General features: G+C 66.9%; 20 protein-coding genes. 7 read left to right on the top strand and 13 right to left on the bottom strand.

Annotated elements, in window-relative coordinates; all coding sequences use genetic code 11:
* Positions 1–65 precede the first annotated feature (65 nt).
* Positions 66–1,271 carry a fatty acid desaturase gene (locus tag VZ068_RS01345; RefSeq protein ID WP_349656661.1) on the bottom strand — a complete coding sequence of 402 codons (1,206 nt, stop codon included), beginning with the start codon at positions 1,269–1,271 and terminating at the stop codon, positions 66–68.
* Positions 1,272–1,422: 151 nt separating this feature from the next.
* Here VZ068_RS01345 and VZ068_RS01340 point away from each other — a divergent pair, with 151 nt between their 5' ends.
* The 3 genes from VZ068_RS01340 (at position 1,423) to VZ068_RS01330 (ending at position 4,942) form a co-directional block, all read left to right on the top strand.
* Positions 1,423–2,259 carry an ATP-binding cassette domain-containing protein gene (locus VZ068_RS01340; protein ID WP_349656660.1) on the top strand — a complete coding sequence of 279 codons (837 nt, stop codon included), beginning with the start codon at positions 1,423–1,425 and terminating at the stop codon, positions 2,257–2,259.
* Positions 2,260–2,508: 249 nt separating this feature from the next.
* Positions 2,509–3,528: a TIGR00266 family protein gene (locus tag VZ068_RS01335; RefSeq protein WP_349656659.1), complete on the top strand. Its 1,020-nt coding sequence runs from the start codon at positions 2,509–2,511 to the stop codon at positions 3,526–3,528.
* Between the two features lie 376 nt (positions 3,529–3,904).
* Positions 3,905–4,942 carry a patatin-like phospholipase family protein gene (locus VZ068_RS01330; RefSeq protein ID WP_259159604.1) on the top strand — a complete coding sequence of 346 codons (1,038 nt, stop codon included), beginning with the start codon at positions 3,905–3,907 and terminating at the stop codon, positions 4,940–4,942.
* Between the two features lie 733 nt (positions 4,943–5,675).
* Here VZ068_RS01330 and VZ068_RS01325 read toward each other — a convergent pair.
* Positions 5,676–7,877, bottom strand: coding sequence for a TonB-dependent siderophore receptor (locus VZ068_RS01325; protein WP_259159605.1), 2,202 nt, complete (start codon positions 7,875–7,877; stop codon positions 5,676–5,678).
* 344 nt (positions 7,878–8,221) lie between these two features.
* Positions 8,222–8,704, bottom strand: a complete 483-nt coding sequence (locus VZ068_RS01320) for an Lrp/AsnC family transcriptional regulator (protein WP_055853825.1) — start codon at positions 8,702–8,704, stop codon at positions 8,222–8,224.
* Between the two features lie 128 nt (positions 8,705–8,832).
* Here VZ068_RS01320 and phhA point away from each other — a divergent pair, with 128 nt between their 5' ends.
* Entirely contained in the window at positions 8,833–9,723 is an 891-nt protein-coding gene (phhA, locus tag VZ068_RS01315) for a phenylalanine 4-monooxygenase (protein ID WP_349656658.1), read from the top strand.
* A 298-nt stretch (positions 9,724–10,021) separates the two neighbouring features.
* Positions 10,022–10,666, top strand: coding sequence for a DUF4375 domain-containing protein (locus tag VZ068_RS01310; RefSeq protein WP_259159614.1), 645 nt, complete (start codon positions 10,022–10,024; stop codon positions 10,664–10,666).
* A 303-nt stretch (positions 10,667–10,969) separates the two neighbouring features.
* Here the strand turns inward: VZ068_RS01310 and VZ068_RS01305 are convergent, their stop codons facing one another.
* From VZ068_RS01305 to VZ068_RS01260, 10 genes are all read right to left on the bottom strand, one after another.
* Positions 10,970–12,085 carry a GDSL-type esterase/lipase family protein gene (locus VZ068_RS01305; protein ID WP_349656657.1) on the bottom strand — a complete coding sequence of 372 codons (1,116 nt, stop codon included), beginning with the start codon at positions 12,083–12,085 and terminating at the stop codon, positions 10,970–10,972.
* A gap of 274 nt (positions 12,086–12,359) precedes the next feature.
* Positions 12,360–13,025 (bottom strand): RpiB/LacA/LacB family sugar-phosphate isomerase, encoded by a 666-nt coding sequence (locus VZ068_RS01300; protein ID WP_259166813.1) that lies wholly within the window; start codon positions 13,023–13,025, stop codon positions 12,360–12,362.
* Positions 13,026–13,304: 279 nt separating this feature from the next.
* Entirely contained in the window at positions 13,305–14,060 is a 756-nt protein-coding gene (gene kduD, locus VZ068_RS01295; RefSeq protein WP_259159622.1) for a 2-dehydro-3-deoxy-D-gluconate 5-dehydrogenase KduD, read from the bottom strand.
* A 182-nt stretch (positions 14,061–14,242) separates the two neighbouring features.
* The gene (gene kduI, locus VZ068_RS01290) at positions 14,243–15,097 is read right to left on the bottom strand and encodes a 5-dehydro-4-deoxy-D-glucuronate isomerase (protein ID WP_259166810.1); all 855 of its coding nucleotides are present in this window, start codon (positions 15,095–15,097) and stop codon (positions 14,243–14,245) included.
* Positions 15,098–15,785: 688 nt separating this feature from the next.
* Positions 15,786–16,844 carry a LacI family DNA-binding transcriptional regulator gene (locus VZ068_RS01285; RefSeq protein ID WP_064507993.1) on the bottom strand — a complete coding sequence of 353 codons (1,059 nt, stop codon included), beginning with the start codon at positions 16,842–16,844 and terminating at the stop codon, positions 15,786–15,788.
* Positions 16,845–16,985: 141 nt separating this feature from the next.
* Positions 16,986–18,569, bottom strand: a complete 1,584-nt coding sequence (locus tag VZ068_RS01280; protein WP_259159630.1) for a family 43 glycosylhydrolase — start codon at positions 18,567–18,569, stop codon at positions 16,986–16,988.
* Positions 18,570–18,785: 216 nt separating this feature from the next.
* A complete protein-coding gene (locus VZ068_RS01275) occupies positions 18,786–20,069 on the bottom strand; it encodes a TRAP transporter large permease (protein WP_046965389.1) in 1,284 nt (427 codons plus the stop codon).
* Positions 20,069–20,590, bottom strand: a complete 522-nt coding sequence (locus tag VZ068_RS01270) for a TRAP transporter small permease (protein WP_259159632.1) — start codon at positions 20,588–20,590, stop codon at positions 20,069–20,071. The genes VZ068_RS01275 and VZ068_RS01270 overlap by 1 nt, the downstream gene beginning before the upstream one ends.
* 10 nt (positions 20,591–20,600) lie before the next feature.
* On the bottom strand, positions 20,601–21,599 hold the full coding sequence (locus VZ068_RS01265) for a TRAP transporter substrate-binding protein (RefSeq protein WP_259159635.1): 999 nt from the start codon (positions 21,597–21,599) through the stop codon (positions 20,601–20,603).
* 37 nt (positions 21,600–21,636) lie between these two features.
* Positions 21,637–22,458 carry a 2-keto-4-pentenoate hydratase gene (locus VZ068_RS01260; protein ID WP_349656656.1) on the bottom strand — a complete coding sequence of 274 codons (822 nt, stop codon included), beginning with the start codon at positions 22,456–22,458 and terminating at the stop codon, positions 21,637–21,639.
* A gap of 138 nt (positions 22,459–22,596) precedes the next feature.
* Between VZ068_RS01260 and VZ068_RS01255 the strand changes: the two genes are divergently transcribed.
* Together VZ068_RS01255 and VZ068_RS01250 are read left to right on the top strand one after the other, a co-directional pair.
* Positions 22,597–23,649 (top strand): alpha/beta hydrolase, encoded by a 1,053-nt coding sequence (locus VZ068_RS01255; RefSeq protein WP_349656655.1) that lies wholly within the window; start codon positions 22,597–22,599, stop codon positions 23,647–23,649.
* Positions 23,646–25,268, top strand: coding sequence for a carboxylesterase/lipase family protein (locus VZ068_RS01250; RefSeq protein ID WP_349656654.1), 1,623 nt, complete (start codon positions 23,646–23,648; stop codon positions 25,266–25,268). The genes VZ068_RS01255 and VZ068_RS01250 overlap by 4 nt, the downstream gene beginning before the upstream one ends.
* Positions 25,269–25,361 lie beyond the last annotated feature (93 nt).

Below are 25,361 nucleotides of genomic sequence, written 5' to 3'. Positions count from 1 at the left end.
ACAACGCGCGCGCCACCAGGCCCTTCCAGCCGCGTGCGCACACCGCAGCACGCGTACCGCTGCGCTTACCCGCCACTCAGCGCATAACCCTTGAGCCGCGCGGCATACGCCTGTAGCGCAGCATTGCCGCTGGCTTCGGCCTCATGGCACCACTGCTGCAACTGCTTAAGACGCTCGGACGCATCATGGCTGCGTGCTTCCAGCACGGCGGTCAGGCGCGCGCGGTACTCGACCAGCGTGCGCATGCGCGGACGCTGCGCCACCCAGGCCTGCAACTGCGCGCGCGCATCCGGCTTGAGCCAGCGCCCGTCATCGACCAGGCCTTTACGTAGACGCCGCGGCAACAACTCACGCAACTTGGCGCCGGTCGCAGCGGCCTCCTCGCGCAAGGCCGGCTTGAGCACGTTGCGCTGGTAATCGGTCATGGCCTGGAAGCGATGCGACAACAGCGCCTTCAGGGTATCGGCATCGGGTACGGCGATATTGGGGCGGATATCCAGCGATGGCGCCACGCGCAGCACCTTGGCCAGACCCACGGCCTGCAGCCCGCGAATCGCAATCCAGCCGATATCCAGCTCCCAGCGCCGCATCGAAAATCGCGCCGAACTCGGGAACGCATGATGGTTGTTGTGCAGTTCTTCGCCGCCGATCCACAGCGCCCACGGAGTGAGGTTGGTGGAGGTGTCGGCGGATTCGAAGTTGCGATAGCCCCACCAATGGCCCAGGCCATTGACCACGCCGGCCGCCCAGAACGGAATCCACGCCATCTGGATCGCCCATAGCGCAATGCCGGGCAAACCGAACAACACACCGTTGAGAACCAGCAGCGCGATCGGCCCGGCATTGGCGTGCGGGGTGTACAGATGCCGCTCGATCCAGTCGCTGGGCGCGCCCTTGCCGTACTGCTCGATGTCGGCGCGTTGCGTGCGCGCCTCGCGATACAGCTCCACGCCGCGCCAGAACACCTGCCTGATGCCCTTGGTCTGCGGGCTATGCGGGTCTTCCTCGGTCTCCACCTTGGCGTGGTGCTTGCGATGGATGGCCACCCATTCGCGGGTGATCATCGAGGTGGTGAGCCAGGTCCAGAAGCGGAAGAAGTGCGCCACCACCGGATGGAAATCCACGCCGCGGTGCGCCTGGCTGCGATGCAGGTACAAGGTCACCGCAAAGATGGTGAGCTGGGTAAACACCAGCAGCACCGCCAACATGCCCCACACACCCAGCCCGGCCACGCCGGCGGTCAGGAAGTCGATGATCGGATCGGACAACATCGGCAGTTCCACGGTGGCGGTGTCTCGTTGGTCGATGCAGACATGATGGGGGCGATCGCGGCAAACTTCACCCTTCGGATGCGTAGGGTGACGTCCGCTTTTCTAAAGCGGTTCACACGTGTCTTCTCCTCCACTGCCAGATGTCTTGCGTATGACTGTTGTCACCGATGTTGCCGATGATTTTGCCGATGCGACTGCGTTGATCGAACTCGACCAGGCAAGTGTGATGCGCGGCCAGGTCCGTGTGCTGCACACGTTGCGTTTGCGCATCGCGCTTGGCCAGCACACCGCCATCCTCGGCCCCAACGGCTGCGGTAAATCGTCCTTCATCAAGCTCATCACGCGCGAGTTGTATCCGTTGGCGCGTGGCGATGGTCAGCCTGCGGTGAAGGTGCTGGGACAGGCGCGCTGGCAGGTGGACCGGTTGCGCTCGCAACTGGGGATCGTCACCGGCGACCTGAGTGTCAACCTGGCCGACATGCCGGGGCTGGATGTGGAAAGCGCGGTGCTGTCGGGGTTTTTCGCCAGCTATGTGGTGCCGCCGCATCGTGAGATCAGCGACGACATGCGCGCGCGGGCGCGCGAGGCCCTGGCACTGGCGCGCGCCTTGCCGTTGCTGGACCGCCCCTATGCCGAGCTGTCGGCCGGCGAGACCCGCCGCGTGCTGATCGCGCGTGCCCTGGTCAACCGCCCGCAGGCGCTGCTGCTGGACGAGCCGTCCACCGGGCTGGACCTGGTGGCGCGCCAACACTTGCTCGACACCTTGCGCGACCTCGCACGGCAAGGCATCACGCTGGTGCTGGTGACCCATCACATCGAAGAAATCGTGCCGGAAATCGCACGGGTGATCCTGCTGCGCGGCGGCAAGGTGGTCGCCGACGGCCCGCGCGATGCGTTGCTGACCGATGCCGGCCTGTCGGCAGTGTTCGACGGCCCGGTGCGCGTGCACCGCGATGGCGAGCGCTACTGGGCCACAGTCGGGGAGTGAACCGGCGGCGCTGCTGCAACGATCAGGGTGACGCCCCGGCCGGAGGCAGGCGCCGACCAGACCCACGCCAGCGCCAGCACAACGGCTTGACCACGACCGCGACGGCCGCGTGCAGGTCCGGCAGCACGCCTGCGACGTCCAGCGGTCGCAACCGCGCCTGAGCGTCCTGCACGGCATGACCTTGGACACGGGACGCGGTGGGCGTTGCTGCGGCTAGACTCGCCGCACACACAGACAGGAGTCGTCCCGATGGCCCAGTGGTACTTCCATATTCCCGGACAGGCCGACCGCATCGGCCCGCTGGACGATGCCAGCGCCCGCGCGTACGCCCAGCGCCAGCCCGACGCACTGGCCTGGCGCGATGGACTCGATGGCTGGACGCCGGCGCGTCAGCTGGCCGACCTGCAGGGCGCCGGCAGCGCACCGCCACCGCTCGGCAGCGTCGCCGGCGCCGGGCGCGCCGATGAGATCGACTACCGCATCGTCGGCAACGACATGCAGTTTGTCGAAGTGGAACTGGACCCGGGTGAGAGCGCCATCGCCGAGGCCGGCGCGCTGATGTACAAGGATTCGGCGGTGCAGATGGACACCGTGTTCGGCGACGGCTCGCATGATGGTCAAGGCGGCAGCAGCGGCGGGCTGATGGGCAAATTGCTGTCGGCCGGCAAACGCGTGGTCACCGGCGAAAGCATGTTCACCACCGTGTTCACCCATGCCGGCAGCGGCAAGGCCAAGGTGGCCTTCGCTGCGCCCTACCCCGGCACGGTGCTGGCGCTGCGACTGTCCGAGCATGGCGGGCGCCTGATCTGCCAGAAAGACAGCTTCCTGGCCGGCGCGCGCGGCGTGTCGCTGGGCATTGCCTTCCAGAAGAAGATCCTCACCGGCCTGTTCGGCGGCGAAGGCTTCATCATGCAGAAGCTCGAAGGCGACGGCTGGGTGTTCGTGCATGCGGGCGGCACCTTGATGGAACGCGAGCTCGGCCCCGGCGAACGCATCGACGTGGACACCGGTTGCGTGGTCGCCTATCACGCCGGCGTGGACATGGACGTGCGCCGCGTGGCCGGATTGAAGAGCATGTTCTTCGGCGGCGAAGGCGTGTTCCTGGCCACCCTCACCGGCCCCGGCAAGGTATGGCTGCAATCGCTGCCGTTCTCGCGCATGGCCGGCCGCATGCTGCAGGCCGCCCCGCAAGCCGGCGGCCAGCAACGCGGCGAAGGCTCGGTGCTCGGCGGCCTGGGACGGCTGCTGGATGGCGATAACCGGTTTTGATGGGGTGAAGTGGCTGGCGGGTGTGCTGCCACTCTTCTCCCGCCGGGAGAAGGTGGCGCGTGGCGCGGGATGAGGGGCGGGCGAGGCCTGCTGCGCGCTCATTCCCATCTGGCTTCGTTCCGTCCCCTCACCCCAAGCCCCGCTCCGCGCCCCGGCCCGCGCTTGCAGCGCGGGGGAGAGGGGCTCTGGTTCCGTGCTGCATGCAGGTGGCTGCGCTCATCGCATGAATGAACCGGCTTGCTTCTCCCGCCGGAACAAGGGAGTGCAACGCCTGCCGACGATGCCGTTGTGAATGAGCTCCACTCACGCCAACCACCAGCGCCACAGTGACGGCGCGCGTGTATTCTCCCTCGCCTTTCCCATCGACGTTTTCGCCATGACTGCGCTCCGCCGCCCCCGCTCGCTTGCCCTGTTGTCCATGCTCGGTCTGCTCTGCGCCTGCGGTGGAGAGCCGCGCCCTGCAGCGCCTGCGCCGGTGGTGCAGGCGCCTTCGTCGGCTGCGGTCAAGCCGGTGAAGATCGGCATCGCGCTCGGCGGCGGCGCGGTCAAGGGCTTTGCGCATATCGGTGTGATCAAGATGCTCGAAGCCAACGGATTTGCGCCTGTGGTCGTGTCCGGGACCAGCGCGGGCAGCGTGGTCGGCGCGCTGTATGCAAGCGGCATGGATGCGTTCGAGATGCAGGAAAAGGCGGTCGCGCTCGACCAGACCAGCATCCGCGATGTGCGGCTGTTTTCCGGCGGGCTGGTGCAGGGCCAGAAGCTGCAGGACTACGTCAACGATCAACTCGGCGGCAAGCCCATCGAGAAATTGCGCAAGCCGTTTGCAGTGGTGGCCACGCGCCTGGAAGACGGCGAGCGCACCGTGTTCGTGCGCGGTAACGCCGGCCAGGCGGTGCGTGCATCCAGCAGCATTCCCGGCGTGTTCGAGCCGGTGACCATCGGCAAGTTCCATTTTGTCGACGGCGGCGTGGTCAGCCCCGTACCGGTGGATGCCGCGCGTCAGCTCGGCGCCGAGTTCGTGGTGGCAGTGGATATTTCCAGCAAGGCCAGCGGCAAGAATCCGGGCGATCTGCTGGGCACGGTGAACCAGTCGATCTCGATCATGGGCCAGCGCCTGGGCGAAGCCGAACTGAAACGTGCAGACGTGGTGGTGCGCCCCAAGGTCAACGACATCGGCTCGGCCGACTTCAATCAGCGCAGTGTCGCCATCCTGGAAGGCGAACGCGCCGCGATGGCCGTGATGCCGCAGATCCGCGCCAAGATCGCGCAGTTGCAGGCCGCGCGCAGCAGTGCCACGCGCAACGCGGCCGACCAGGCCGCAGCGGCGAAACAACAGGCCTACCAACGCTGCCTGGAACAACGTTCGCGCTGGCAGAAATTGCGCGGCAAGGACGAGGACTGCGTGGCGCCGTAAGGCGGTTGTCGTGCGGCGGCAGCTGCGCTGCGCACGATGCGTTGTCCGGTTCGAGGCAAGGGTGATCGCGGGGGCGTTGTAGCAGCCGCCGGATGCTGCGGTCACTACTCGCTGCGTACAAGCGCGCCTTTGAGTGCAATGGCGACCTGCATTACGCACGTTGGCGCGCGTGGGCGGGCTCTTTGCTGCCCGGTAGATGGTCTTGCGCATCGGCGCTGTCGGGACGGCGTCGCGGCCAGGTCCGCTCCTACGAAGCGTGGAATCTCGGCCGGATGGTGGGTGGCGGTGTCTGCCTGTGTGCCGGCGTTGCACGCCGTCGCGTGCGATGTATTGATCCAGGCGAATGCGTTTCTTTTTGCGTTGGTCGATGCTTGCAGCCGAAGCGCGGGTGCTGCGTCGGGACGGCGTCGCGGCCAGGGCCGCTCCTACGAAGCGTGGAATCTCGGCCGGATGGTGGGTGGCGGTGTCTGCCTGTGTGCCGGCGTTGCACGCCGTCGCGTGCGATGCATTGATCCAGGCGAACGCGCTTCTTTTGCGTCGGTCGATGCCTGCTGCCCAGGCGCGGATGCAGTGTCTGTCCGGCGTCGCGGCCGGAGCCGCTGCGATGCAACAGCAACATTACCTTGGGTGCTGTTTCAGGACCTATGGTTGCGACATGACCTGCGGTTGCGATGCCGGGCCGATGATCGTGGTGCATGCACCGCGCGGTGATCGGCCCGGCATCGTGGTTTCTTCAGTACCGCCAGCGCAGGGACACGCTGACAAAGCGCGGTTCGCCGTAGTTCTGGTAATCCAGGTTGGCCCAGTAGGTCTTGTCGAACGCGTTGCGTACCGCCAGCGTGGCTGTCCACTGATCGCTGATGCGGTAGTTGGCGTTGAGGTGCACCAACGCATACGGGTTCTGCACCACGGTGACCGGTGTGGTGGCGCCGCTGCCGTCGCCGGTGGGGCGTGCGATGTTGAAGCCGCGCACCGCGCTCTGCCAACTGACGCCACCGCCGATGCTCAGGCGGTCCCACGCGCCGGGCAGGCGTACCTGGGTGGACAGCTGCAGATAGTCCTCGGGCAGGTTGGCGTAAATCGCATCGGTGGGCGGGCGCGTCACCTTGACGTGGGTAAAGCCGGCGTTGACGGTCCAGCCGGGCAGGATCTCGCCGTTGAAATCCATTTCCCAACCGCGGCTCTTGGTGCCGTTGATGCCGATGTAGGCCGAATTGCCGTCCGGCAACGAGGATTCCGGCTGGGTCATGTCGCGCACCGCGAAGTTGTCCTGCTTGGCCTCGAACACGGCGGCGGTGGCCATGGCGCGACCGTCGAGCAGTTGCGCCTTGATGCCGGCTTCCAGATTGGAGCCTTCCACCGGTGCAAGCAGGTTGTTGTCCTTGTCGCGGTAGTTCTGCGGATTGAATATCTCGGTGTAGCTGGCGTAGAGCGACACGTCCGGCACGATGTCGTAGACCAGGCCCACGTACGGGGTGACTTCATCGCTCACCTGGTACCGGCCGCTGGTGCCGGTGTAGGCGCCGTTGGTGTTGAAGGCCTGGGTGCGGGTTTCCCAGGAACTCAGGCGTGCGCCGGCGATCAGCGACAACGGCTCGGCCAGGCGTAACCGAGTAGAGGCGTACACGCCGCGCTGGGTGGTGCGCGCTTCGCGGCGGGAGCCGGTGCGGCTGTAGGTCACCTCGGGGGCATCGCCATCCCAGTTGCGGATGTTGGGAATCCGATAACAGCGCTCGGGCGCGCCGCTTTCGTTGATGCACGTTCCCCAGCCGCTGGGGTACTGCTGGGCAAGGCCGTACGTGGTCGATTGCAGATCCTGCCAGCTGCCGCCCAGCACCACGTCGTGCCGGCGGCCGAACAGCGAGAACCCGCCCGACAGGTACACATCCACGCCATCGCGCGCATCGCTGGTTTCGCCGGTGCCGGTGCGCAGGAACACGCCGCTGCCATCGGCGGCAGGGTAGCCGGTGCCGTAGACGCGAATGCTTTGCACATCGCCCTTGGTGTGCGCGTAGTTGACGCGCAGCAACCAGTCCTCGCCGAAGCGTTGTTCCAGATTGGCGAATGCAGTGCTGGTTTCGCGCTGCCAGCGGGTCCATTCCGGTGCCATGTTGGTCGAGCGCGACAGATTGGCCAACCTGCCATCGGCCGCAAAGAACGGCACCGTGCCCCAGGTCGAACCGACCGGGCTGTTGTCCTGGCGCTGGTAGCCCACGGTGAGCGTGGTGCTGTCGGTCAGGTCGCCTTCCAGCACCGCCATGCCGGACATCTTGTTGTCGTGGTAACGATCGTAGTAATAGTCGCGGTCCTGCCAGGCCGCAACCACGCGGCTGCGGAAGCGGCCATCGTCGGTCAGCGGGGCGTTGACGTCGGCCTGCATGCGGCGGAAGTCCCAGGTACCTGCGCTTGCGGCAACCGAAGCGTCGAACGTCTTGCCCGGGCGCTTGCGCAGCAGGTTCACCGTGGCCGAGGGAATGCCCGCACCGGTCAGCAGGCCGTTGGCGCCGCGGATCACTTCGATGCGGTCGTAAAACACCGTGTCGTATTCCTGATTGGTCGCGCCGCTGTAGGTGGGCAGGCCATCGACCTGGAAGTCGGTGATCTGGAAACCGCGCGCAAAATACAGCGGGCGCTGGGTGTCGTAGAACGACACGTTGACGCCGGTGACATTGCGCATCACGTCATCGATGCTGAAGAGCGACTCGTCCTCCAGCCGCTGCAGCCCGATCACGCTCACCGATTGCGGCGTCTCCTGCAGCGTCAGCGGCAAGCGCGTGGTGGTGGCCGGTTGCGCGCGGCTGACCGCGCCATTGACGGTGACCTGGTCTAGCGTCTTGGCATCGGCCAGGTCGGCGGCGTGCGCAGCAGCGGGCCAGGTCAATGCGCACAGCAAGGCAACAGACAGCGGAGTCAGTGGGTGGGTCGGTGCAGGCATCGGTCTCTCATCGATCGTGGGGCGCACGCCAGGGCGTGGCGACAGGAAGCAGGCATGCGTCGGCGTGCTGCTCGGGCGACGAGCTGGCTGGCCTGGCGAGGCTGGCGGATCGACGAACAGGACGTGGCCGGAGGCGGCCGGACGTTAGGTAAATGTAAATCGTTATCGTTTGCAGGGCAAGTGCGGCGTGGTTGGGTTACGTGGGGCGAGCTGCGTGGCGGCGACAGACAAGCGGGCGTCGCAGGTCAGCCAAGCCGCTTGATCGCGCCAGGGCTCCGCGCGCTCGGGTGCGCCTTACGTCGTCGAGAACACGCTTTGCGCGCCCAGGCAAGGCAACTGCCGCGTCACGCCAGATGCGACAGCGGCAAGCCTTCGGGCGCCTTGACGGTGCGCAGGACGAAACTGGAATTGACGTCGGACACGCCGGTGGCGTTGAGCAACCGGTCCAGCAGAAACCGCGAAAAATGCTCCAGATCGCGCACCTGGACCTGTAACAGATAATCCATGTCGCCGGTCAGCGCCCAGCACGCCACCACTTCGTCCCAACCGCGCACGCCATCGGCGAACAACTCGATATCGGCCTGACCGTGCTGCTCCAGCTGCACGCGCACGAAGGCCTGCAGACCCAGCCCCAGCGCGCGCGCATCCAGGCGCGCGCCGTAGCCGGCGATGATGCCGGCGGCCTCCAGCCGTTGCGTGCGCCGCAGGCAGGCCGATGCCGACAGATTCACCTGCACGGCGAGTTCGGCGTTGCTGGTGCGTCCCTGCGTCTGCAGCAGGGCCAGCAACCGCAGATCGGTGCGGTCAAGAGCGATAGGTTGGTCCATATGTTGCGCAGCAGCAGATCGATACGCACAAATCTTGCGCGATACCGGCAGCGTTGCGCAAGATTCGCAATCCTGTTGCGCGGCGATCCGGCTAAGGTGAATCCCTGTCGCCACGGAAGTCCTGCCGCATGAACACTGCCCCGCGCCGCGTCGAAAACCAGCTCACCGACAAGGGCTACGTGCCGGTCTACACCACCGCCGTGGTCGACCAGCCATGGGACGGCTACAGCAGCGACGACCATGCCACCTGGGGCACGCTGTACCGCCGCCAGCGCGCGTTGCTGGTGGGCCGCGCCTGCAATGAGTTCCTGCAGGCGCAGGACGCCATGGGCATGGACGACAGCCAGATCCCGCGCTTCGACGCGCTCAACGCGGTACTGCAGGCGGCCACCGGCTGGACATTGGTCGGCGTGGAAGGCCTGCTGCCGGAGCTGGATTTTTTCGATCACCTGGCCAACAAGCGCTTCCCGGTGACGTGGTGGATCCGCCGCCCCGATCAGATCGACTACATCGCCGAGCCGGACCTGTTCCATGACTTGTTCGGCCACGTGCCGCTGCTGATGAACCCGTTGTTTGCCGACTTCATGCAGGCCTATGGCCGTGGCGGGGTCAAGGCGCACGGCATCGGCCCGGACGCGCTGCAGAATCTCACCCGGCTGTACTGGTATACGGTGGAGTTCGGACTGATCGCCACGCCGCAAGGCCTGCGCATCTACGGTGCCGGCATCGTGTCATCGAAGGGCGAATCGCTGTATTCGCTGGACTCGCCCGCGCCCAACCGCATCGGCTTCGATCTGCAGCGCATCATGCGCACGCGCTACCGCATCGACAGTTTTCAGAAGAGCTACTTCGTCATCGACAGCTTTGCGCAGTTGATGGAGGCGACCAGCCCGGACTTCACTCCGATCTACGCTGCATTGGCGCAACAGGCGCAGGTGCCGGCCGGCGATGTACTCAGTAGCGATGCGCTGATCCAGCGCGGCAGTGGCGAAGGCTGGAGCCGCGACGGCGACGTGTGAGGCGTTGCGCTGGTGACGCGGTGGCAGCGGTGGGGCGGCGGTGCGCTTGACGAGCGCGGCAGGTTGGTCGTGTTTGCACCGTACTGCGCTCGCTGTGGGACGCAGTGCGGTGCGATTGCTGGATTCGGCACGCAATCGCGCGCGGGCGAGTGCGTTGCCCTCACGCGCCTCGCCCAAGCGACAGCCTGACCCTGGCCAGGCGCTGCGCCATCGCGCGACGGGAATATCGGATACGTCGCGGCTCGACACCGCTGCCAGCGCGGACTATGGTCCAGATTCCCCACCTCGCCTTCGCTCAATGGACCTGACGCATCTGCGCATCCGGCGCTTGGAGCTGGACGACACCCGCCTGCTGTTCACCCTGGCCAACGGCATCCGCATCGACGAGCCGATCCAGGCACATCGATTGTTGCTCAAGGCAGCGCCGCCGCAGCGCGCGCAATGGCAGATCACCGACGACGGCCATGGCGTGAACTGGCCCGCGATCGCACCGCCCACACCGGAAGGCCTGCTCAACATGCCCGAGCTGCTGTGGCGCCGCCGCGCCGCACGCGCGCAGGCAAAGCTGGCCAGCTTGCGCGGACGTCTGGATGGGCTGTCGCCTGGCGAACGCGAGCTGGTCGCACTCGCGCGGCTGGATGCAGACATGACCGAGAGCGGCTACGCCCGCTACTTCGACCGCTGGGATGCGGCTACCCGCAGCGACGCGGTGCGCGGTCTGGCGGCGATGGGCGCGGCGCAGACCCGCCAGGCGATCGAAGGCCTGGGCGCAGTGTTCGAACGGCTGGAAGAAGACCCCGACCTGCTCAGCATCGAGGACATCCTCGACGCGATGAACGAAGCCGACCGCCAACGCGTGCAGGGCTGGGAAGAGGTCTATTACCGCCGCTCCGGCGACCTGGCGCGGCTGGGGCTGGTGCATTACGGGGTGGACAAGGCCTGAGCTGCTGCGCTGCGGTTGCCGAGCTGCGGCTTGCCTCAGCCCGCAGTCATAGCCGGCACTGCGCATCCTCCACGCCGGGCACGCGCTCCCACTGCCAGGTGTCCCCTCACAGTCTTGCCGGTCATCGGCAGAGCACCGTCGACGTCCCCTGCAGTACATCCGCGTTTGCGCTGGCGGACCAGCCGAGTGCCGAGGCATGCCGCTTGGCGATCTGCCCGGCACTGCTGCCTCCTGCCGGCACATTGGCCGCCATGCACGATGCAGCGCCTGGCTGCTGCGGCTGAACCGCATGTCGAGCTGTGCCTAGCGGGATGCTGTGTACGCCAGCAACAGCACCAACGGGTCTTCCCCGGTTTGCTGTAACGCGTGCGTGCTGCCCGGCCGCGTCAGCAGCGCATCGCCTGCAGCGACCTGGTACTGCTTGCCATCCAGCGCATACAGGCCACGACCGCTGACGATGTAATAGATCTCGTCCTTGTCGTGCAGGTGCAGGCCGATGCCGGCGCCCTTGTGCAGCACGCGTTTGCGCAGCACGAACTTCAGCTCCGGCGCGTCCGCGAAGAATGGATACGCCGTGGTGGGACCGGCGCCGCCGTGTGGCCCGGGCTGATCGCGGGCCAGGTCGCGCTCGTGCACCACCAGCGACGGATGCGCCTGTGCAGCGCGTTGCGCGGCGGTGTCGGGAGCTGCGCCGCAGTCGGCGTCGCGACGCAGCTGGGGTTTTAGCTCAGGCTGGAGCTGCGCCCAGCCGTGCACGACCAGGCAGGCGACTGCGGTGGCGCCGGCACGGCTGAAGTGGGTGCCGTCTGCCTTGTTCTGCCCGGGCACGAACAGGAAATACGGCTTGGCAGCCTGTTCGCCGAGCGCACGAATCCAGTCGCTGGAACTGGCGTTGAGATCGATCAGGCCGACGTGTTCTTCGGCAGCCAGTTGCTGCATGGCCACGGTGTAGCGGCCATGCGTGTCGAGCAATGCACCGAAGTCGTAGAGCAGGCGCGCGGCCGGGGTGATCAGAATGGGCGTCGCCCCCTGATCACGCGCAACGGCGATATAGCGGCGCAGGAACTGCACGTAGTCGGTCGTTGGGTCGGTGTAGCGGGTGGGATCTTCGCGCTTGGCGTCGTTGTGGCCAAACTGGATCAGCAACACGTCGCCGCGTTGCAATTCTTTTGCGATGGCATCAAGGCGCCCTTCGGCGATGAAACTGCGCGTGCTGCGCCCACCTTTGGCGTGGTTGTGCACCCGCCACTGGGCCGGGTCGAACCAGTCCTGCAGCATCTGGCCCCAACCAGCCTGTGGAGCGCGCTCGGCACCGTATTCGGCGGCGGTGGAATCGCCGGCGATGAAGATCCGTCGGGGCGCCGCGTGGGCGAGGTGTGCGGAGAGCAGCAGCAACGATGCGAAGAGCAGCAGACGCATGGTGGACTCCGGGGAAATGCTGAGTGCTTGACGCCGTTCCTTCTCCCACCGGGAGAAGGTGCCCGCAGGGCGGATGAGGGTGCGACTGCATTGGAACTATTGGACAGTGCCGGCGTCGTCCAAGCCTTCTCCGTTTGCAGTGCTGTCTGCCGCCGTACCCTCACACCCCCCGCTCCACGCTCCTGCCCGCACTAGCAGCGCGGGCGCTCCAATGGCGCGCAAGCGGTACCTTCTCGCCCCGGAGGGAGAGGGGCTTTAGCGCTTCGGGGGCCGGTTAAGCTGCCGCTGCTGCAGCGGCTTCGGGCTTGCCCAGTACACCGGCGACGAAGGCGCGGATCTCGGCGTCCTGGGCATTGTCGAAGAAGCACTGCTGGAAGCGCTCGCCGCCGATGGCCTGCTTGATCAGTTCCGGGTCGATGGCGCGCAGGCCGTCGAGGTAGGACTTGGCAGTGGCCTGCTTGACCTGGGTCAGGATGCCGGCGTTGGCGGCCTGCGATTCGCGACGCTCGGCCGGGTAGCCCAGGCCACGCTCGCCGCTGAAGGCCTTTTCGAAGATGTAGCGCACGTTGATTTCCGCGCCCCAGCCGTAGCCCTTGGCGAATGCCAGCGACAGCGCGTTGCCGTTGTTGACCTGCGCGAACAGGTAGGCGTCGGTCGGCTCGATGCAGTAACCGCAGAACACACCCGGGTGGGCATTGAGCGACATCATGGCGCCCTGGCCGGTGCCGCAACCGGCGACGACGAAGTCCACGGCCTTGGAATTCAGCAGCAGGCTGGCGACGATGCCCAGGTGGATGTAGGTCAGGCGGTGGTCGTTGTCGCCGTCCATGCCGACGTTGAAGACGGTGTGGCCCTGCTCGCCGGCGACGTCGTTGAGCTGCTGCAGGATCACCGGGTTCTTGGCGGCCTGGCTAAACTCGTTCATGAGTGCGATTTTCATGGGAATGCTCCGATTGGTTGGGGAAGTGGTTCGGAAAACGTTGGAAACGACGGTGTTGCTGCCAGATGCTTCGATGGCCTGCCCCTACGGCGCCTTGGCGCCAAACGACCAAGGCGTGACCCAGGAGCTGCGTGCCGTTGGTCGTGGTTGCGGGCGGGTAGCTGCCCTCATCCGCCCTGCGGGCACCCTCTCCCGCGCGCGGGAGAAGGACGTGCATCGCGGGATGGCGAGGACGGCTGCGCGCCTTGGAGGGTGCGCGCCATCGCGGTGCGATCTGGATCAGCGCGCCAGCCAGCCGCCGTCGACCGGGATGATGGCGCCGTTGACGTAGTCCGAGGCGCTGCTGGCCAGGAACACCGCAGTGCCGCCGAGGTCGGCCGGCACGCCCCAGCGCGCGGCCGGGATGCGGTCCAGGATGGACTTGTTGCGATCGGCATCCGCACGCAGCTGCGCGGTGTTGTCGGTGGCCATATAGCCCGGTGCGATGGCGTTGGTGGTCACGCCCTTGCTGGCCCATTCGTTGGCCAGCAGGCGGGTGATGCCGGCGATGCCCGACTTGCTGGCGGTGTAGGACGGCACGCGGATGCCGCCCTGGAACGACAGCATCGAGGCGATGTTGATGATCTTGCCGCGGCCCTGGGCGATGAAATGGCGGCCGGCGGCCTGCGCCATGAAGAACGCCGACTTGAGGTTGACGTTGAGCACGTCGTCCCAGTCCTGCTCGCTGAAATCCACCGCGTCGGTGCGACGGATCAGGCCGGCGTTGTTGACCAGGATGTCCAGTCCGCCCAGGCCGGCGATGGTCTCGTCGACGATGCGCTGCACCGGCTCGATGCTGATCAGGTTGGCTTCGATGGCGAGGAAGCGACGGCCCAGCGCCTTGACCTTTTCTTCGGTCTCGGTGGGCGCCTGGATGCCGGCGGCGGCGATGTCGGCGCCGGCCTGCGCCAATGCCAACGCAATGCCCTGGCCCAAGCCGGTGTTGGCACCGGTGACCAGTGCGACCTTGCCTTCGAGACTGAACGGATTGCTCATTACCTTATCGCTCCTGCTGGGTGTGCCACGTTGTGATGGGTGAGCCGCGCGGGGCGCGGCAGAGTGCGTTGATGTGGTTCGAACTGCTGCACCGCCAACGCCCAAGGTGGAGCGCGCCGACGGTGCCGGTGCCGGCCTGGATTGCAGGCGTCACCCAAGCGGACGGAGTGCGGGAACCGGGCTTACTTGAGCTGGCAGATGTCCAGCACGTGCATGTCGGTGTAATCGAGGTTTTCGCCGCCCATCGCCCAGATGAAGGCGTAGTTGCTGGTGCCGGCGCCCATATGGATGGACCACGGCGGCGACACCACCGCTTCGTTGTTCTGGATCACGATGTGGCGCTGCGCGTCGGGCTCGCCCATGAAGTGATACACACGATCGTTGGCGCCGAGGTCGAAATAGAAATACACCTCGCTGCGACGGTCGTGCAGATGCGGCGGCATGGTGTTCCAGACGCTGCCCGGCTTGAGCACGGTCAGGCCCAGCAGCAGCTGCGAGGACTGGCAGGTGGCCGGCACGATGTACTGGTAGATGGTGCGCTCGTTGCTGGTTTCCAGCGCGCCACGGTCCAGCGCCACGGCATCCTTGATCGACAGCTGTTTGGTCTCAAAACGCGCATGCGCCGGCGTCGAGGCCAGATAGAACCTGGCCGGGTTGGCGGCGTCGTCGGAGGCGAAGCTGACATCGGTGCTGCCCATCGCTACGTACAGGCCGTCCTTGGGGCCGAGCGTGTAGGCGGTGCCATCCACGGTCACGGTGCCGCTGCCGGCGCCGACGTTGATGACGCCCAGCTCGCGGCGCTCCAGAAACGGGTGGCCGGCGGCGGAGGCCGGCTCGGTCTGCCTGGGCAGCTCCAATGCGGTGCCGAGCGGCGCTGCACCACCGAGCACGAAGCGCTCGTAGTGGGTGTATTTGAGCGTCACCGCACCGTCGACGAACAGGCCGTCGAGCAGGTACAGCTCGCGCAGGTCGTCGTTGCTGGCGCCCTTGATGGCGTCGGGATGGGTGGCGTAGTGGGTCTTGCAGTACAGGGACATGCGCGATCTCCGGTGCCAAGCGCGGGGGGATTGGCTTGTACCAGGCCATTCTACCGGTACTGGTTAACCGGTGTCATTGCGCAGTGCACGATGGGGAGCTGGCCTTGCGGCGACTTGTCCCTTCTCCCTGCGGGATAAGGTGGCGCGCAGCGCCGGATGAGGGTGCCAGGCCGCGCGTCGTGTTGAAGAGCGCGGCCTGGCAGTCGGTGTGCGTTTGCGCGCTTGGTTCATCCCGCGCTTCTCGGATGGCTGCCTGCTGCCGTTTCAGATGGCTGTCTGCCGCCTTGCCCTCACCCCAACCCCTCTCCCGCAGGCGGGAGAGGGGCTTCACGGCAGCGACCGGCCGACTGCCTTCCCCCGCCTGCGGGGAAGGTGCCGGAATGACGAACTGCCTTCTCCCGCCTGCAGGGAAGGTGCCGGAATGACGGACTGCCTTCTCCCGCCTGCGGGGAAGGTGCCGGAATGACGGACTGCCTTCTCCCGCCTGCGGGGAAGGTGCCGGAATGACGGACTGCCTTCTCCCGCCTGCGGGGGAAGGTGCCCGAAGGGCGGATGGGGGCAAGCCGTTGGCCGATCGAGCCAGCTGTTCTCACCTCGACGGGCGCACTGTCCTGCAAGGTGGAGCGGAAGGCCGGCACCGCGTGAGGCCGCGGCGCGCGGCCCTCAATCTTCCGGCGCGGCGCGGCGCTCAATCTTCCGGCGGTTGGCAGGAGTCGCGCACGATCAGGTGCGGGCGCACGCTGGCGGTGGGGAGTTGCGGGGCGTTGTCGGGCTGGATCAGCATCGCCGCGGCAGTGCGGCCGGTGTCGCGGGTGTGGCGACGTACCGAGGTCAGCGGCGGCCACAGCCGCGAGGCCAGCGAGCTGTCGTCGTAGCCGATCACCGACAGCTGGCGCGGGATGCTGATGCCGGCGCGCAGCGCCACCTTGTAGATACCGGCGGCCATTTCGTCGTTACCGGTGAAGATGGCGGTGGGGCGCTTCTTGCCCAGCAGCAGCTTTTCGGCCGCGGCCACGCCCGACTCGAAGGTGTAGCCGGCTTCGACGATGCGTTCGGGCGGCAGTTCGATGCCGCGCCGGGTCAGTGCATCGGCAAAGCCGGAGGTGCGCTCGATCGAGGAGCGGTAGGCGCTGGGGCCGGTGACCAGGGCGATGTCGCGGTGGCCGAGCGAGAGCAGGTAATCGGCCGCTTCCGCTGCGCCGTCGCGGTCGTGGGTGATGACCGTCTGCGAGGTGGTGTCCAGCGCGATCGAGGCGATGCGGGTGTAGCGGCAGCCGATCTCGGCCAGCATGTCGGCCAGTGCCTGATCTTCGGAGGCGCGCGGCACCAGGATAACCCCATGCAGCTTCTGCGCCTGCGCAAACCGGCGCACGCCTTCGATGTAGCCGGGGCTGCGGCTGTCGCAGGGGTGCACCACCAGCTCGAAGCTGGAGCCGCGCAGCGCGTCCAGCGCGCCGTACTGCATGTCCACGATGTACTGCGCGGTGGGGTTGTCGTAGACCATGCCGATCAGGAACGAGCGCCGGAACGCCAGCCCGCGCGCGAGCGGGTCGGGCGCGTAGCCGACCTCGCGCATCAGCGCCTCGACCTTCTCGCGGGTGTCCTGGCGCACCAGCGGCGAGTTGTTGATGATCCGCGACACGGTCTTCTTGGACACGCCCGACATCCGCGCGATGTCGTTGATCGTGGCTACCTTGCCCTTCGGCAGGCCGGGCATTCCCTCTTCAGGCATCTTGCGGGCGGGCATAGCGGTCAACCAGTGAAGTTGATTGGATTCTACCGGCCCTGGGGCCGGCAGACCTGAGCGACGCCTGCCGCTGCACCGGACCTGCCAGGCCGGGCCTGCCGCAGCGGGGAGCGCCATGGCATGCCCGGCAGTGCAGACCGGTCAGTCCAGGGCGCGGTAGCGGAAGTTGCGGAACTCCACCTGGCCCTGCCCGGCGGCGTACAGCGCCGGTTTCAGGGCCAGGAACTTGCCGGCCACGTTGTGGTGGTAGCCGGACACTTCCATCTGCACCGGATACTTGGTCCAGGTGGTGCCGTCGGTGCTGCTGTGGATGGTGACGATGTGGCGGTTGTTGGTGACCCGCAGCCACAGGGTGCCACCGGTAGCACTGGGAGCCAGCGTGCCGGGGCGTTCCTCGCCGTAGCGGTGCATGACGAAGTTCTCGCCATTGCTGCCCACGCCGGCGTAGAGCTTGTCGCTGTAGAACAGCAGTGCCCCGCCCTGCCCGCCCGGCGCGACGGTCATCTGCACCTCGAACTGGTAGGCCTGATCGGTGGCGATCACCGTCAGCGGCGAGGCGTTGCGCGGGGCGGTGCCCTTGCCCTGCAGCCGCAACACGCCATCGCCGACCCGCAGGCGCCTGGCCTCGTCGGCGGCCGGGTTGAAGAAGGACCACTGCGGGCCCAGCGTGCTGGCGCGGAAGTCGTCCGACAGCGCCAGACCGTGCGACAGGGCCTGCCCGCTGGGCTTTTTCAACGGCGTGCCCAGGTCGCCGCCCTTGGCGACGAACCAGCCGTCCGGAGTCCATTCGATCGGGTCCAGCAAGGCCTGCCGGCCCAGCGTCCAGTAGCCGTGCTCGTAGCCGTGGTACAGCATCCACCAGCGCTTGTCGGTGCCTTCCACCAGGGTGGCGTGGCCGCGCGACCACCACGGCTCGTCGGCGCTCTTGGTGCGGGTGATCGGGTTGTTGGGCGCGTTCTGCCAGGGGCCGTGGATCGAGCGCGAACGCGCGGTGATCACCATGTGCCCGGTCGGCGGGCCGGCGGTGCCGCCGACCGCGGTGGTCATGTAGTACCAGCCGTTGTGGCGGGTGATCTTGGGGCCTTCCTGCGCGTAGCCTTCCACGTCCCAGCTTTCCGGGTACTTCCAGCCGTCGTAGACGTGCTTGGGGGTGCCGACCACCTTCAAGCCGTCGTCGGACAGTTGCACGTAATCGCCACCGCTCAGGAACAGATAGCGCTTGCCGTCCTCGCCCACCGCATGGCCGGGGTCGATGTACTTGCCAAGACCAATGTCGATCGGCGCGCTCCAAGGGCCCTTGATGTTGTCGGCCCAGACCACGAAGTTGCTGCGTTCGCCCTGGTCGCCACGGCGCGCCGGGAAGTAGATGTAATAGCGCTTGCCGTGCTTGATCAGGTCCGGCGCCCAGATCGCGCCGACGTTCTGGGTGATGGCGTGGCCCAGCGGCTGCCAGTTGACCAGATCGCGCGAATGCCAGATCGGCAGGCCCGGATAGGCGTCGAACGAGGACAGCGTGAGGTAGTAATCCTCGCCATCCTTGAGCACCGACGGATCGGGGTGATCGCCGGCCAGCACCGGGTTGAGGAAGGTGCCGTTGCCCTGATCGGCAATGCGCTGATGTTCGATGCCGCGCTTCCAGTCGGCCGCGCCGCCCAGGCCGGCACACAGCAGCAATCCGGCAGCAACCAGCCAACGCAGCCGGGATGAAGTGATACGTACACGCATGCTGTCTCCTAGTCCCCAAAGGATGGGGCGATGCGGTCACCGGCAGGCAGTACCACCGGTTGACCGAATGAGGCGGAAACCTCCCGCCAGCAGCAACGTCCTGCACGCTTGGCAAGGCGTCGCACGCGCCCGGCAGGTGTGGCATCGATGCGGCATCACCTGCCGCATCGATCCCGCCCATCCACCAGGCACCCGATCGCTCAGCGCGTCATGGCCTTACGCGCGCAATGCGCGTGGCAACCACAGCGACAGTTCGGGGAAGAACGCCACGATCAACAGCACGCACAAGGCCGCCAGCCAGAATGGCCAGATCGTGCGCATGCTCTGGGCGATAGTGATCTGCCCGATCGAGGTGCCGATGAACAACACCGAGCCGATCGGCGGAGTGATCAGCCCGATGCCGCCGGCCAGCACCATCACCAGACCGAAGTGGATCGGGTCGATGCCGTAGGCCTTGACCACCGGCAGGAAGATCGGCGTGCAGATCAGGATCTTCGGCGCCAGGTCCATGAACATGCCCAGCAGCAACAGCATCACCACGATCATCAGCAACACGGTGTTCTTGCTGTCGGCGATGGCCTGCAGGAACTTCACCGCCGCCGCTGGCACCTGCAGATAGGCCAGCAACCAGCCGAACACTGCAGCCGTGGCGATCACGAACAGGATCACGCCGGTGGTGCGCGCGGCATGCGTCACGGCGGCGAAGAACTCGGCCCAACGCAGCTGGCGATACAGCAGCGCGGTGACGATCAAGGCGTACACCACCGCGATCGCCGCGCTCTCCACCGCGGTGAAGATGCCGGCGCGGATACCGATGAAGATCAACGCGACCAGGCCCAGGCCCGGTAGTGCACCGAACAGGCGCAATGCCACCGCGCGCCAGCCCGGGAACGGCTCGGTGCCGTAGCCGCGATGGCGCGCCACCGCATAACCGGTGACCATCATCGCTGCGGTCATCAGCAGCGCCGGCACGATGCCGGCCGCAAACAGATCGGCGATCGACAGGCCGCCACCGGCCGCGGCCGAGAACAGGATCAGGTTGTGCGAGGGCGGTACCAGCAACGCCACCAGCGCGGCGGTCATGCTCACGTTCACCGCGTAATCGCGGTCGTAGCCGCGCTTGATCATCTGCGGGATCATGGTGCCGCCGACCGCCGACACATCGGCGATCGCCGAACCGGACACGCCGCCGAAGAACAGCGACGACAGCACGCTGACCTGGCCCAGGCCACCACGCACGCGCCCCACCAACGAGGAGGCCAGCGCGATCAGGCGCTCGGAAATGCCACCACGCAACATCAGCTCGCCGGCGAAGATAAACAGCGGAATGGCGATCAACGACGCCGAGCCGCTGCCGGCGGAAATCTGCTGCACCAGCACCACCGTGGGCAGGTCCAGATACAGCAACGTGGCCAGTGCGGCCGCGCCCAAGGCGTAGGCCACTGGCACGCCGATCAGCAGCAGCACCACGAAGGTTCCCAACAACATGGCGATGCCCATCAGCGCACTCCTCCGGTGTGGATCGGGCGCAGCACACGCCACAACTTGTACAAGGCAAACACCACCATCAGCGCACCGCCGATGGACAGCGGCAGGTAGTTGATGCTCTGCGGCATCTGCGCGCCGGCCATCTTGATGTCCAGGCCATCGATCAGCAGCGCGGCGCTCCACCATGCCAGCACCACGCCGATGGCGATGATCATCAGCGGGCGAATCACCTCGAATATCTTGCGCACCAGCGGCGGCACGTGTTCGCCCAGCAGGTAGAAGCCGAAGTGGCGGTTGGTGTGCACACCGGCGGCGGCGCCCAGGCTCAGCGCGGTGCTCAGCAGCAACAGCGTCACCGGCTCGGTCCAGCTGGGCGAGTCGTTGAGCACGTAGCGGGTGAACACCTGCCAGCCCTGCACGACCACCAGGCCCAGCAGCGCCAGCGACGCCACGCCAATGGCGATATCGGAAACGCGGTCCAGCGCGCGCTGCAACGGCGCGACCGGGACGGCGACGGTCTCGGGTTCGGTCATCGGGATACCTCTATGCGAAATCGCGGATGCGGCGGTACAGCGCTTCGATCTCCGGCTGCTTGCGGTACTCGGCCAGCAGCGGTGCGGCGGCGGCGCGGAACGCCGGCATGTCGACCTGGTTGAGCTTCACGCCGTAATCGATCACCTGCTTGCGCGCGACCGTTTCAGACGCATCCCACAACTGGCGCATCACCGGCACCGACGCACGCGCCAGTTCCACCACCAGGCCGCGATCGGCCGGGCTCAGCGATTCGAAGCTCTTGCGCGAGATCACCAGGATGTCCGGCGCGTAGGAGTGCTCGCTCTGCGACCAGTAATGCGCCGCCTCGAAATGCCGGCTGGACTGGAAGCTGCGCATATTGTTTTCCGCACCGTCGATCATGTGCGTTTCCATCGCCGAAAACGTTTCGCCCAGCGACATCGGAGTGGGGTTGGCGCCCAGCATGCGCATCAGCTTGAGGAAGATGTCCGAGGAGGCCACGCGCAGTTTCAGGCCCTTGAGATCTTCCGGGCGGTGCAGCGGATGCTTGGTGTTGTAGAAGCAGCGCGCGCCGGAGTCATAGATCGCCAGGCCCACCAGATCGCGCTGTTCGAAGCTGCGCAGGATGCTGTCGCCGACATGGCCGTCGATGACGCGGCGCAGATGCGGCACCGAGTCGAAAACGTACGGCAGGCACAGCGCCTGGGTGAGCGGGAAGGTGTTGTTCAACGCACCCGAATACACGCGGGTGATGTCGATGGCGCCAAAGCGCGCCATGTCGATCGCCTCCGACTCGCGACCCAGCTGGCCGGAGTGGTACTGGCGCAGCTTGAGCCGGCCATTGGTACGCGCTTCGAGCTGCTTGCCGAACCAGCGCACCGCTTCCACCGTGGGGTAGTCGCCGACGTGCACGTCGGTGGCGGTCAGCAGCTGCCCGCCGGGAATCGGCGTGGTGGCGCCGGCACCCAGCCAGGGGCCGGCCGCGGCGGCGCCGAGCCCGGCACCGAGGAAATGTCTGCGTGTGATCATTGGCGCCCTCCCAAGCGTCTGGTCACCGGGTCCACCGTTACTTGGCGGACACAGCCGTACAGGAAATGTCGCCGATGCCGGCGAAGCGAATCAGGGCACGCTGTCCCACTTCAATGTCATGGATACCGGTGGCATTGCCCGTCGCAATGAGATCACCGCGCTTGAGCGGGCGCCCGCGCCGGGCCGAACGGCTGAGCGCGAATGCGTAGGCCGCGCGCAACCCGCCTGGCAGGGTGGTGGCGCCGCCGGTACCCACCACCTGGTCGTCGATCAGCGTTTCCGCAGTCAGCGCGGACTCGTCGCGCGCCAGCCAATCGGTCACTTCCGGCCCCAGGATCAGCCCGTTGTTGTTGCCGAAATCGGAAATCACCACACGCGGGCCCAGCTTGTTGATGGTCGCCAGCGGGCTGCTGGCGATCTCCACGCCGATGAACAGCGTGGCCGGCAACGCAGCGGCCTCATCTGGCGTGTAGTCGATCTTGTCGCCCGGCGCATCGGCCTCCAGCCGAAGCACATACTCCGCCTCCACTGCGCCGAAGCCGCCGACATAGATCGGAAACTCGGTTGTTCCACCGGTAGCATTCCAGAGCTTCTGAGAGAAGATCGGGCCAAGCAGACGCTCGTCGCCGGAGGCATCGCGGCGCTCGGCGGCGATGTACCCCACCTTCCAGCCAACCACGTGGTCGTGCCACTGGCTGATGGCGATGTCCTGCACCTGGTAGGCAGTGACCAGATCGACGGGGATTTGCCCGGGAAAGTCGGGAAGCGAGGCCCCTGCACGGCGTGCCTCCACAAAGCGCTGGGCGATGTCGGACAGCGTGGATGTGGACGTTGGCGGGGTGGCGGCGTCGTTGCTCAAGGGTGTCTCCCTGATAGGTGTTTTGTTGCACTGCCAATCGACAGCGGCACGGTGTGCTGTATATGGTAAACCGGTGTCATTGGCAATGTGCAGTGCGACATTGTGACCGCGATACCGAAGTGGCCCTGGGAGGGGTAGATGCAGCAGACACGCCAAAAACACCTTGGAAACCTGGCGGTGCGGGCCCTGCGCCGCTGCCTGGCCACGACCCTGGCCGTCCTGGCAATGGCCAGTGGGCCGGCCTGGTCGGCAGAGCGCGCCAGCGCCGACACCGCTGCCGAGCAGGCCAGCCGGATCCCGCTGTGGCCGCAGGCGATGGCACCGGGGGACACCCCATTGCCGCAGCCGCAGCGCATCGTGGACCGCAACAGCGATGACGCCCTGCCCGACCGCTACATCCAGAACATCAGCCAGCCCTACCTGGTGGTCTACCGCCCCAAGCGGCCCAACGGTACCGCGCTGCTGGTCACGCCCGGCGGCGGCTACCAACGCATCGTGCTGGACAACGAAGGCAGCGCCCTGCTGCCAAGCTTCGTCGACCAGGCCGGCATCACCTTGTTCGTGCTGCGCTACCGGCTGCCCGGCGAGGGCCACCCGAACGGCGCCGACGTGCCGCTGGCCGATGCGCAGCGCGCGCTGCGGCTGATCCGCGCCAATGCGGGCCGCTACGGCATCGATCCGCAGCGGGTCGGGGTGATGGGCTTTTCGGCTGGCGGCCACGTCGCCGCCAGCCTGGCCACGCGTTATGCCGCGCAGGTGTATCCGGCGCAGGACGCCGCCGATGCGTTGAGCGCGCGGCCGGACTTCGCGCTGCTGATCTACCCGGTGATCGACATGGACAGCGCCAATGCGCATCTGGGTTCGCGCGAGCGCCTGCTCGGCAAGACGCCCAGCGCTGCGCAGGTCGGCGCGTATTCGCCGCAACGGCACGTGGATGCGCGTACGCCGCCGACGTTCTTGCTGCATGCGCAGGACGACACCGTGGTGTCGGTACGTAACAGCCTGCTGATGCACGACGCGCTGCTGCGCGCCGGCGTCCCTAGCGAACTGCATGTCTTTCCGCAGGGCGGGCACGGTTTCGGCACGGCGGCCACCAGCAGGTTGACCGTGGCGGCGTGGCCGCAGCTGGCACAGGCATGGATTGCGCACCTCGGCAAGGCACCGGCTGCCGCGCAGGACGCGGCGCGATGACCGCGCCATCCACGCCCGACGTGCGCCGACGCACGCTGCTGCGGGGCGGCTTGCTTGCCACCGCTGCAGCTGCGCTGCCGGGTTTCCCAGGCGCGGCCGCAGCAGCCCCTGCGCGCGACGACAGTACGCCGCTGGCACACGTGCGTGGCGGCGCACTGCGCGGTTATCGCGATCAAGGTATCTGCGTGTTCAAGGGCATTCCGTACGGCGGCGACACCGCAGCGCGGCGCTTTCAGGCGCCGGTGCCGGAAACGCCCTGGCAGGGCGTGCGCGATGCCAGCGCTTTCGGCGCCGCTGCACCGCAGCCCAAGGCCAGCGAACCCACCAGCGAGGACTGCCTGTTCCTCAACGTGTGGACGCCCGGCCTGCGTGATGGCGGCAAGCGCCCGATCCTGTTCTATATCCACGGTGGCGGCTACACCACCGGCTCCGGTAGCGACCCGCTCTACGATGGCGTGCGCCTGTGCAAGCGCGGCGATGTGGTGGTGATCACCGTCAATCACCGGCTCAACCTGTTCGGTTACCTGTCGCTGGCGCAACTGGGCGACGCCAGCTTCGCCGACTCCGGCAATGCCGGGCAATTGGATCTGATCCAGGCCTTACAGTGGGTGCGCCAGCATGCGGGCGAATTCGGTGGCGATGCCGGCAATGTCACCGTGTTCGGCCAGTCCGGCGGCGGCGCCAAGATCGCCACGCTGATGGCCATGCCCGCCGCGCGCGGCCTGTTCCACCGCGCCTGGACCATGAGCGGGCAACAGGTCACCGTGGCAGGGCCGCGCGCGGCCACCCAGCGCGCGCAGCTGCTGCTGGACGCGCTGAAACTTGCGCCGGCCGATCTGGCGCGCCTGCGCAGCGTGCCGGTGGCGCAACTGTTGGCTGCCGCGCAGGTGCGCGACCCGTCGCGGGTGGAAAACAGCGCGCTGTACTTCGGCCCGGTGCTGGATGCGCGCAATGTGCCGGTGCATCCGTTCTGGCCTGACGCACCGCTGCAGTCGGCGACGATTCCGATGGTGATCGGCAACACCCGCGACGAGACGCGCGCGTTTCTCGGCAATGATGCGGCCAACTTCGCGCTGACCTGGGACACCTTGCCCCCCAAGCTGGAAGCGCAGCAATACGTGGATCTGTTGCCGCAGGTGGTGATTGCCGAATACCGCCGCCTGTATCCGCACTATTCGCCGTCGGAGGTGTTCTTCGCCGCCACCACCGCCGGCCGCTCGTGGCGCGGCGCGGTCGAAGAGGCCCAAGCGCGCGCACGCCAGGGCGCACCGACGTGGGTGTACCAGCTGGATTGGGGATCGCCACTGGATGCCGGCAAGTTCGGCGCCTTCCACACCCTGGATATTCCGCTGGTGTTCGACACCATTGCCCAGCCCGGCTCACGCACCGGCGATGGCCCCGCGGCGCAGCAGATGGCCGAGCAGATGAGCGCCGCCTTGCTCGCGTTTGCGCGCCACGGCGACCCCAATCAGCACGGCCTGCCGCGCTGGAAGCCGTATTCGCTGGAACGTCGCGAGACGCTGTTGTTCGATGTGCCGAGCCGGCTGGCCAACGACCCGCGCGGCGGCGAACGACGGCTCTACCAACAAGCCCCCTTCATCCAGCGCGGGACGTTCTGACCACGTCTGTTCTGCGAAAACCAATGGACGTGCCGGATGGTCGCCACTCGCATGGGGAGGTTGTGCGTTGAAACGCAGGGAGTCGGTGATACA

It is taken from the genome of Xanthomonas sp. 10-10 (assembly GCF_040182365.1).
Lineage (GTDB): Bacteria > Pseudomonadota > Gammaproteobacteria > Xanthomonadales > Xanthomonadaceae > Xanthomonas > Xanthomonas arboricola_F.
Note: the sequence above shows the minus strand (reverse complement) of the source record. Positions and strands in the feature narration are given on the sequence as shown.

Coding starts and splice junctions, on each gene's coding strand:
- VZ068_RS01345 (WP_349656661.1), bottom strand. CDS start 1,271: ATGTTGTCCGATCCGATCATCGACTTCCTGACCGCCGGCGTGGCCGGG.
- VZ068_RS01340 (WP_349656660.1), top strand. CDS start 1,423: ATGACTGTTGTCACCGATGTTGCCGATGATTTTGCCGATGCGACTGCG.
- VZ068_RS01335 (WP_349656659.1), top strand. CDS start 2,509: ATGGCCCAGTGGTACTTCCATATTCCCGGACAGGCCGACCGCATCGGC.
- VZ068_RS01330 (WP_259159604.1), top strand. CDS start 3,905: ATGACTGCGCTCCGCCGCCCCCGCTCGCTTGCCCTGTTGTCCATGCTC.
- VZ068_RS01325 (WP_259159605.1), bottom strand. CDS start 7,877: ATGCCTGCACCGACCCACCCACTGACTCCGCTGTCTGTTGCCTTGCTG.
- VZ068_RS01320 (WP_055853825.1), bottom strand. CDS start 8,704: ATGGACCAACCTATCGCTCTTGACCGCACCGATCTGCGGTTGCTGGCC.
- phhA (WP_349656658.1), top strand. CDS start 8,833: ATGAACACTGCCCCGCGCCGCGTCGAAAACCAGCTCACCGACAAGGGC.
- VZ068_RS01310 (WP_259159614.1), top strand. CDS start 10,022: ATGGACCTGACGCATCTGCGCATCCGGCGCTTGGAGCTGGACGACACC.
- VZ068_RS01305 (WP_349656657.1), bottom strand. CDS start 12,085: ATGCGTCTGCTGCTCTTCGCATCGTTGCTGCTGCTCTCCGCACACCTC.
- VZ068_RS01300 (WP_259166813.1), bottom strand. CDS start 13,025: ATGAAAATCGCACTCATGAACGAGTTTAGCCAGGCCGCCAAGAACCCG.
- kduD (WP_259159622.1), bottom strand. CDS start 14,060: ATGAGCAATCCGTTCAGTCTCGAAGGCAAGGTCGCACTGGTCACCGGT.
- kduI (WP_259166810.1), bottom strand. CDS start 15,097: ATGTCCCTGTACTGCAAGACCCACTACGCCACCCATCCCGACGCCATC.
- VZ068_RS01285 (WP_064507993.1), bottom strand. CDS start 16,844: ATGCCCGCCCGCAAGATGCCTGAAGAGGGAATGCCCGGCCTGCCGAAG.
- VZ068_RS01280 (WP_259159630.1), bottom strand. CDS start 18,569: ATGCGTGTACGTATCACTTCATCCCGGCTGCGTTGGCTGGTTGCTGCC.
- VZ068_RS01275 (WP_046965389.1), bottom strand. CDS start 20,069: ATGGGCATCGCCATGTTGTTGGGAACCTTCGTGGTGCTGCTGCTGATC.
- VZ068_RS01270 (WP_259159632.1), bottom strand. CDS start 20,590: ATGACCGAACCCGAGACCGTCGCCGTCCCGGTCGCGCCGTTGCAGCGC.
- VZ068_RS01265 (WP_259159635.1), bottom strand. CDS start 21,599: ATGATCACACGCAGACATTTCCTCGGTGCCGGGCTCGGCGCCGCCGCG.
- VZ068_RS01255 (WP_349656655.1), top strand. CDS start 22,597: ATGCAGCAGACACGCCAAAAACACCTTGGAAACCTGGCGGTGCGGGCC.
- VZ068_RS01250 (WP_349656654.1), top strand. CDS start 23,646: ATGACCGCGCCATCCACGCCCGACGTGCGCCGACGCACGCTGCTGCGG.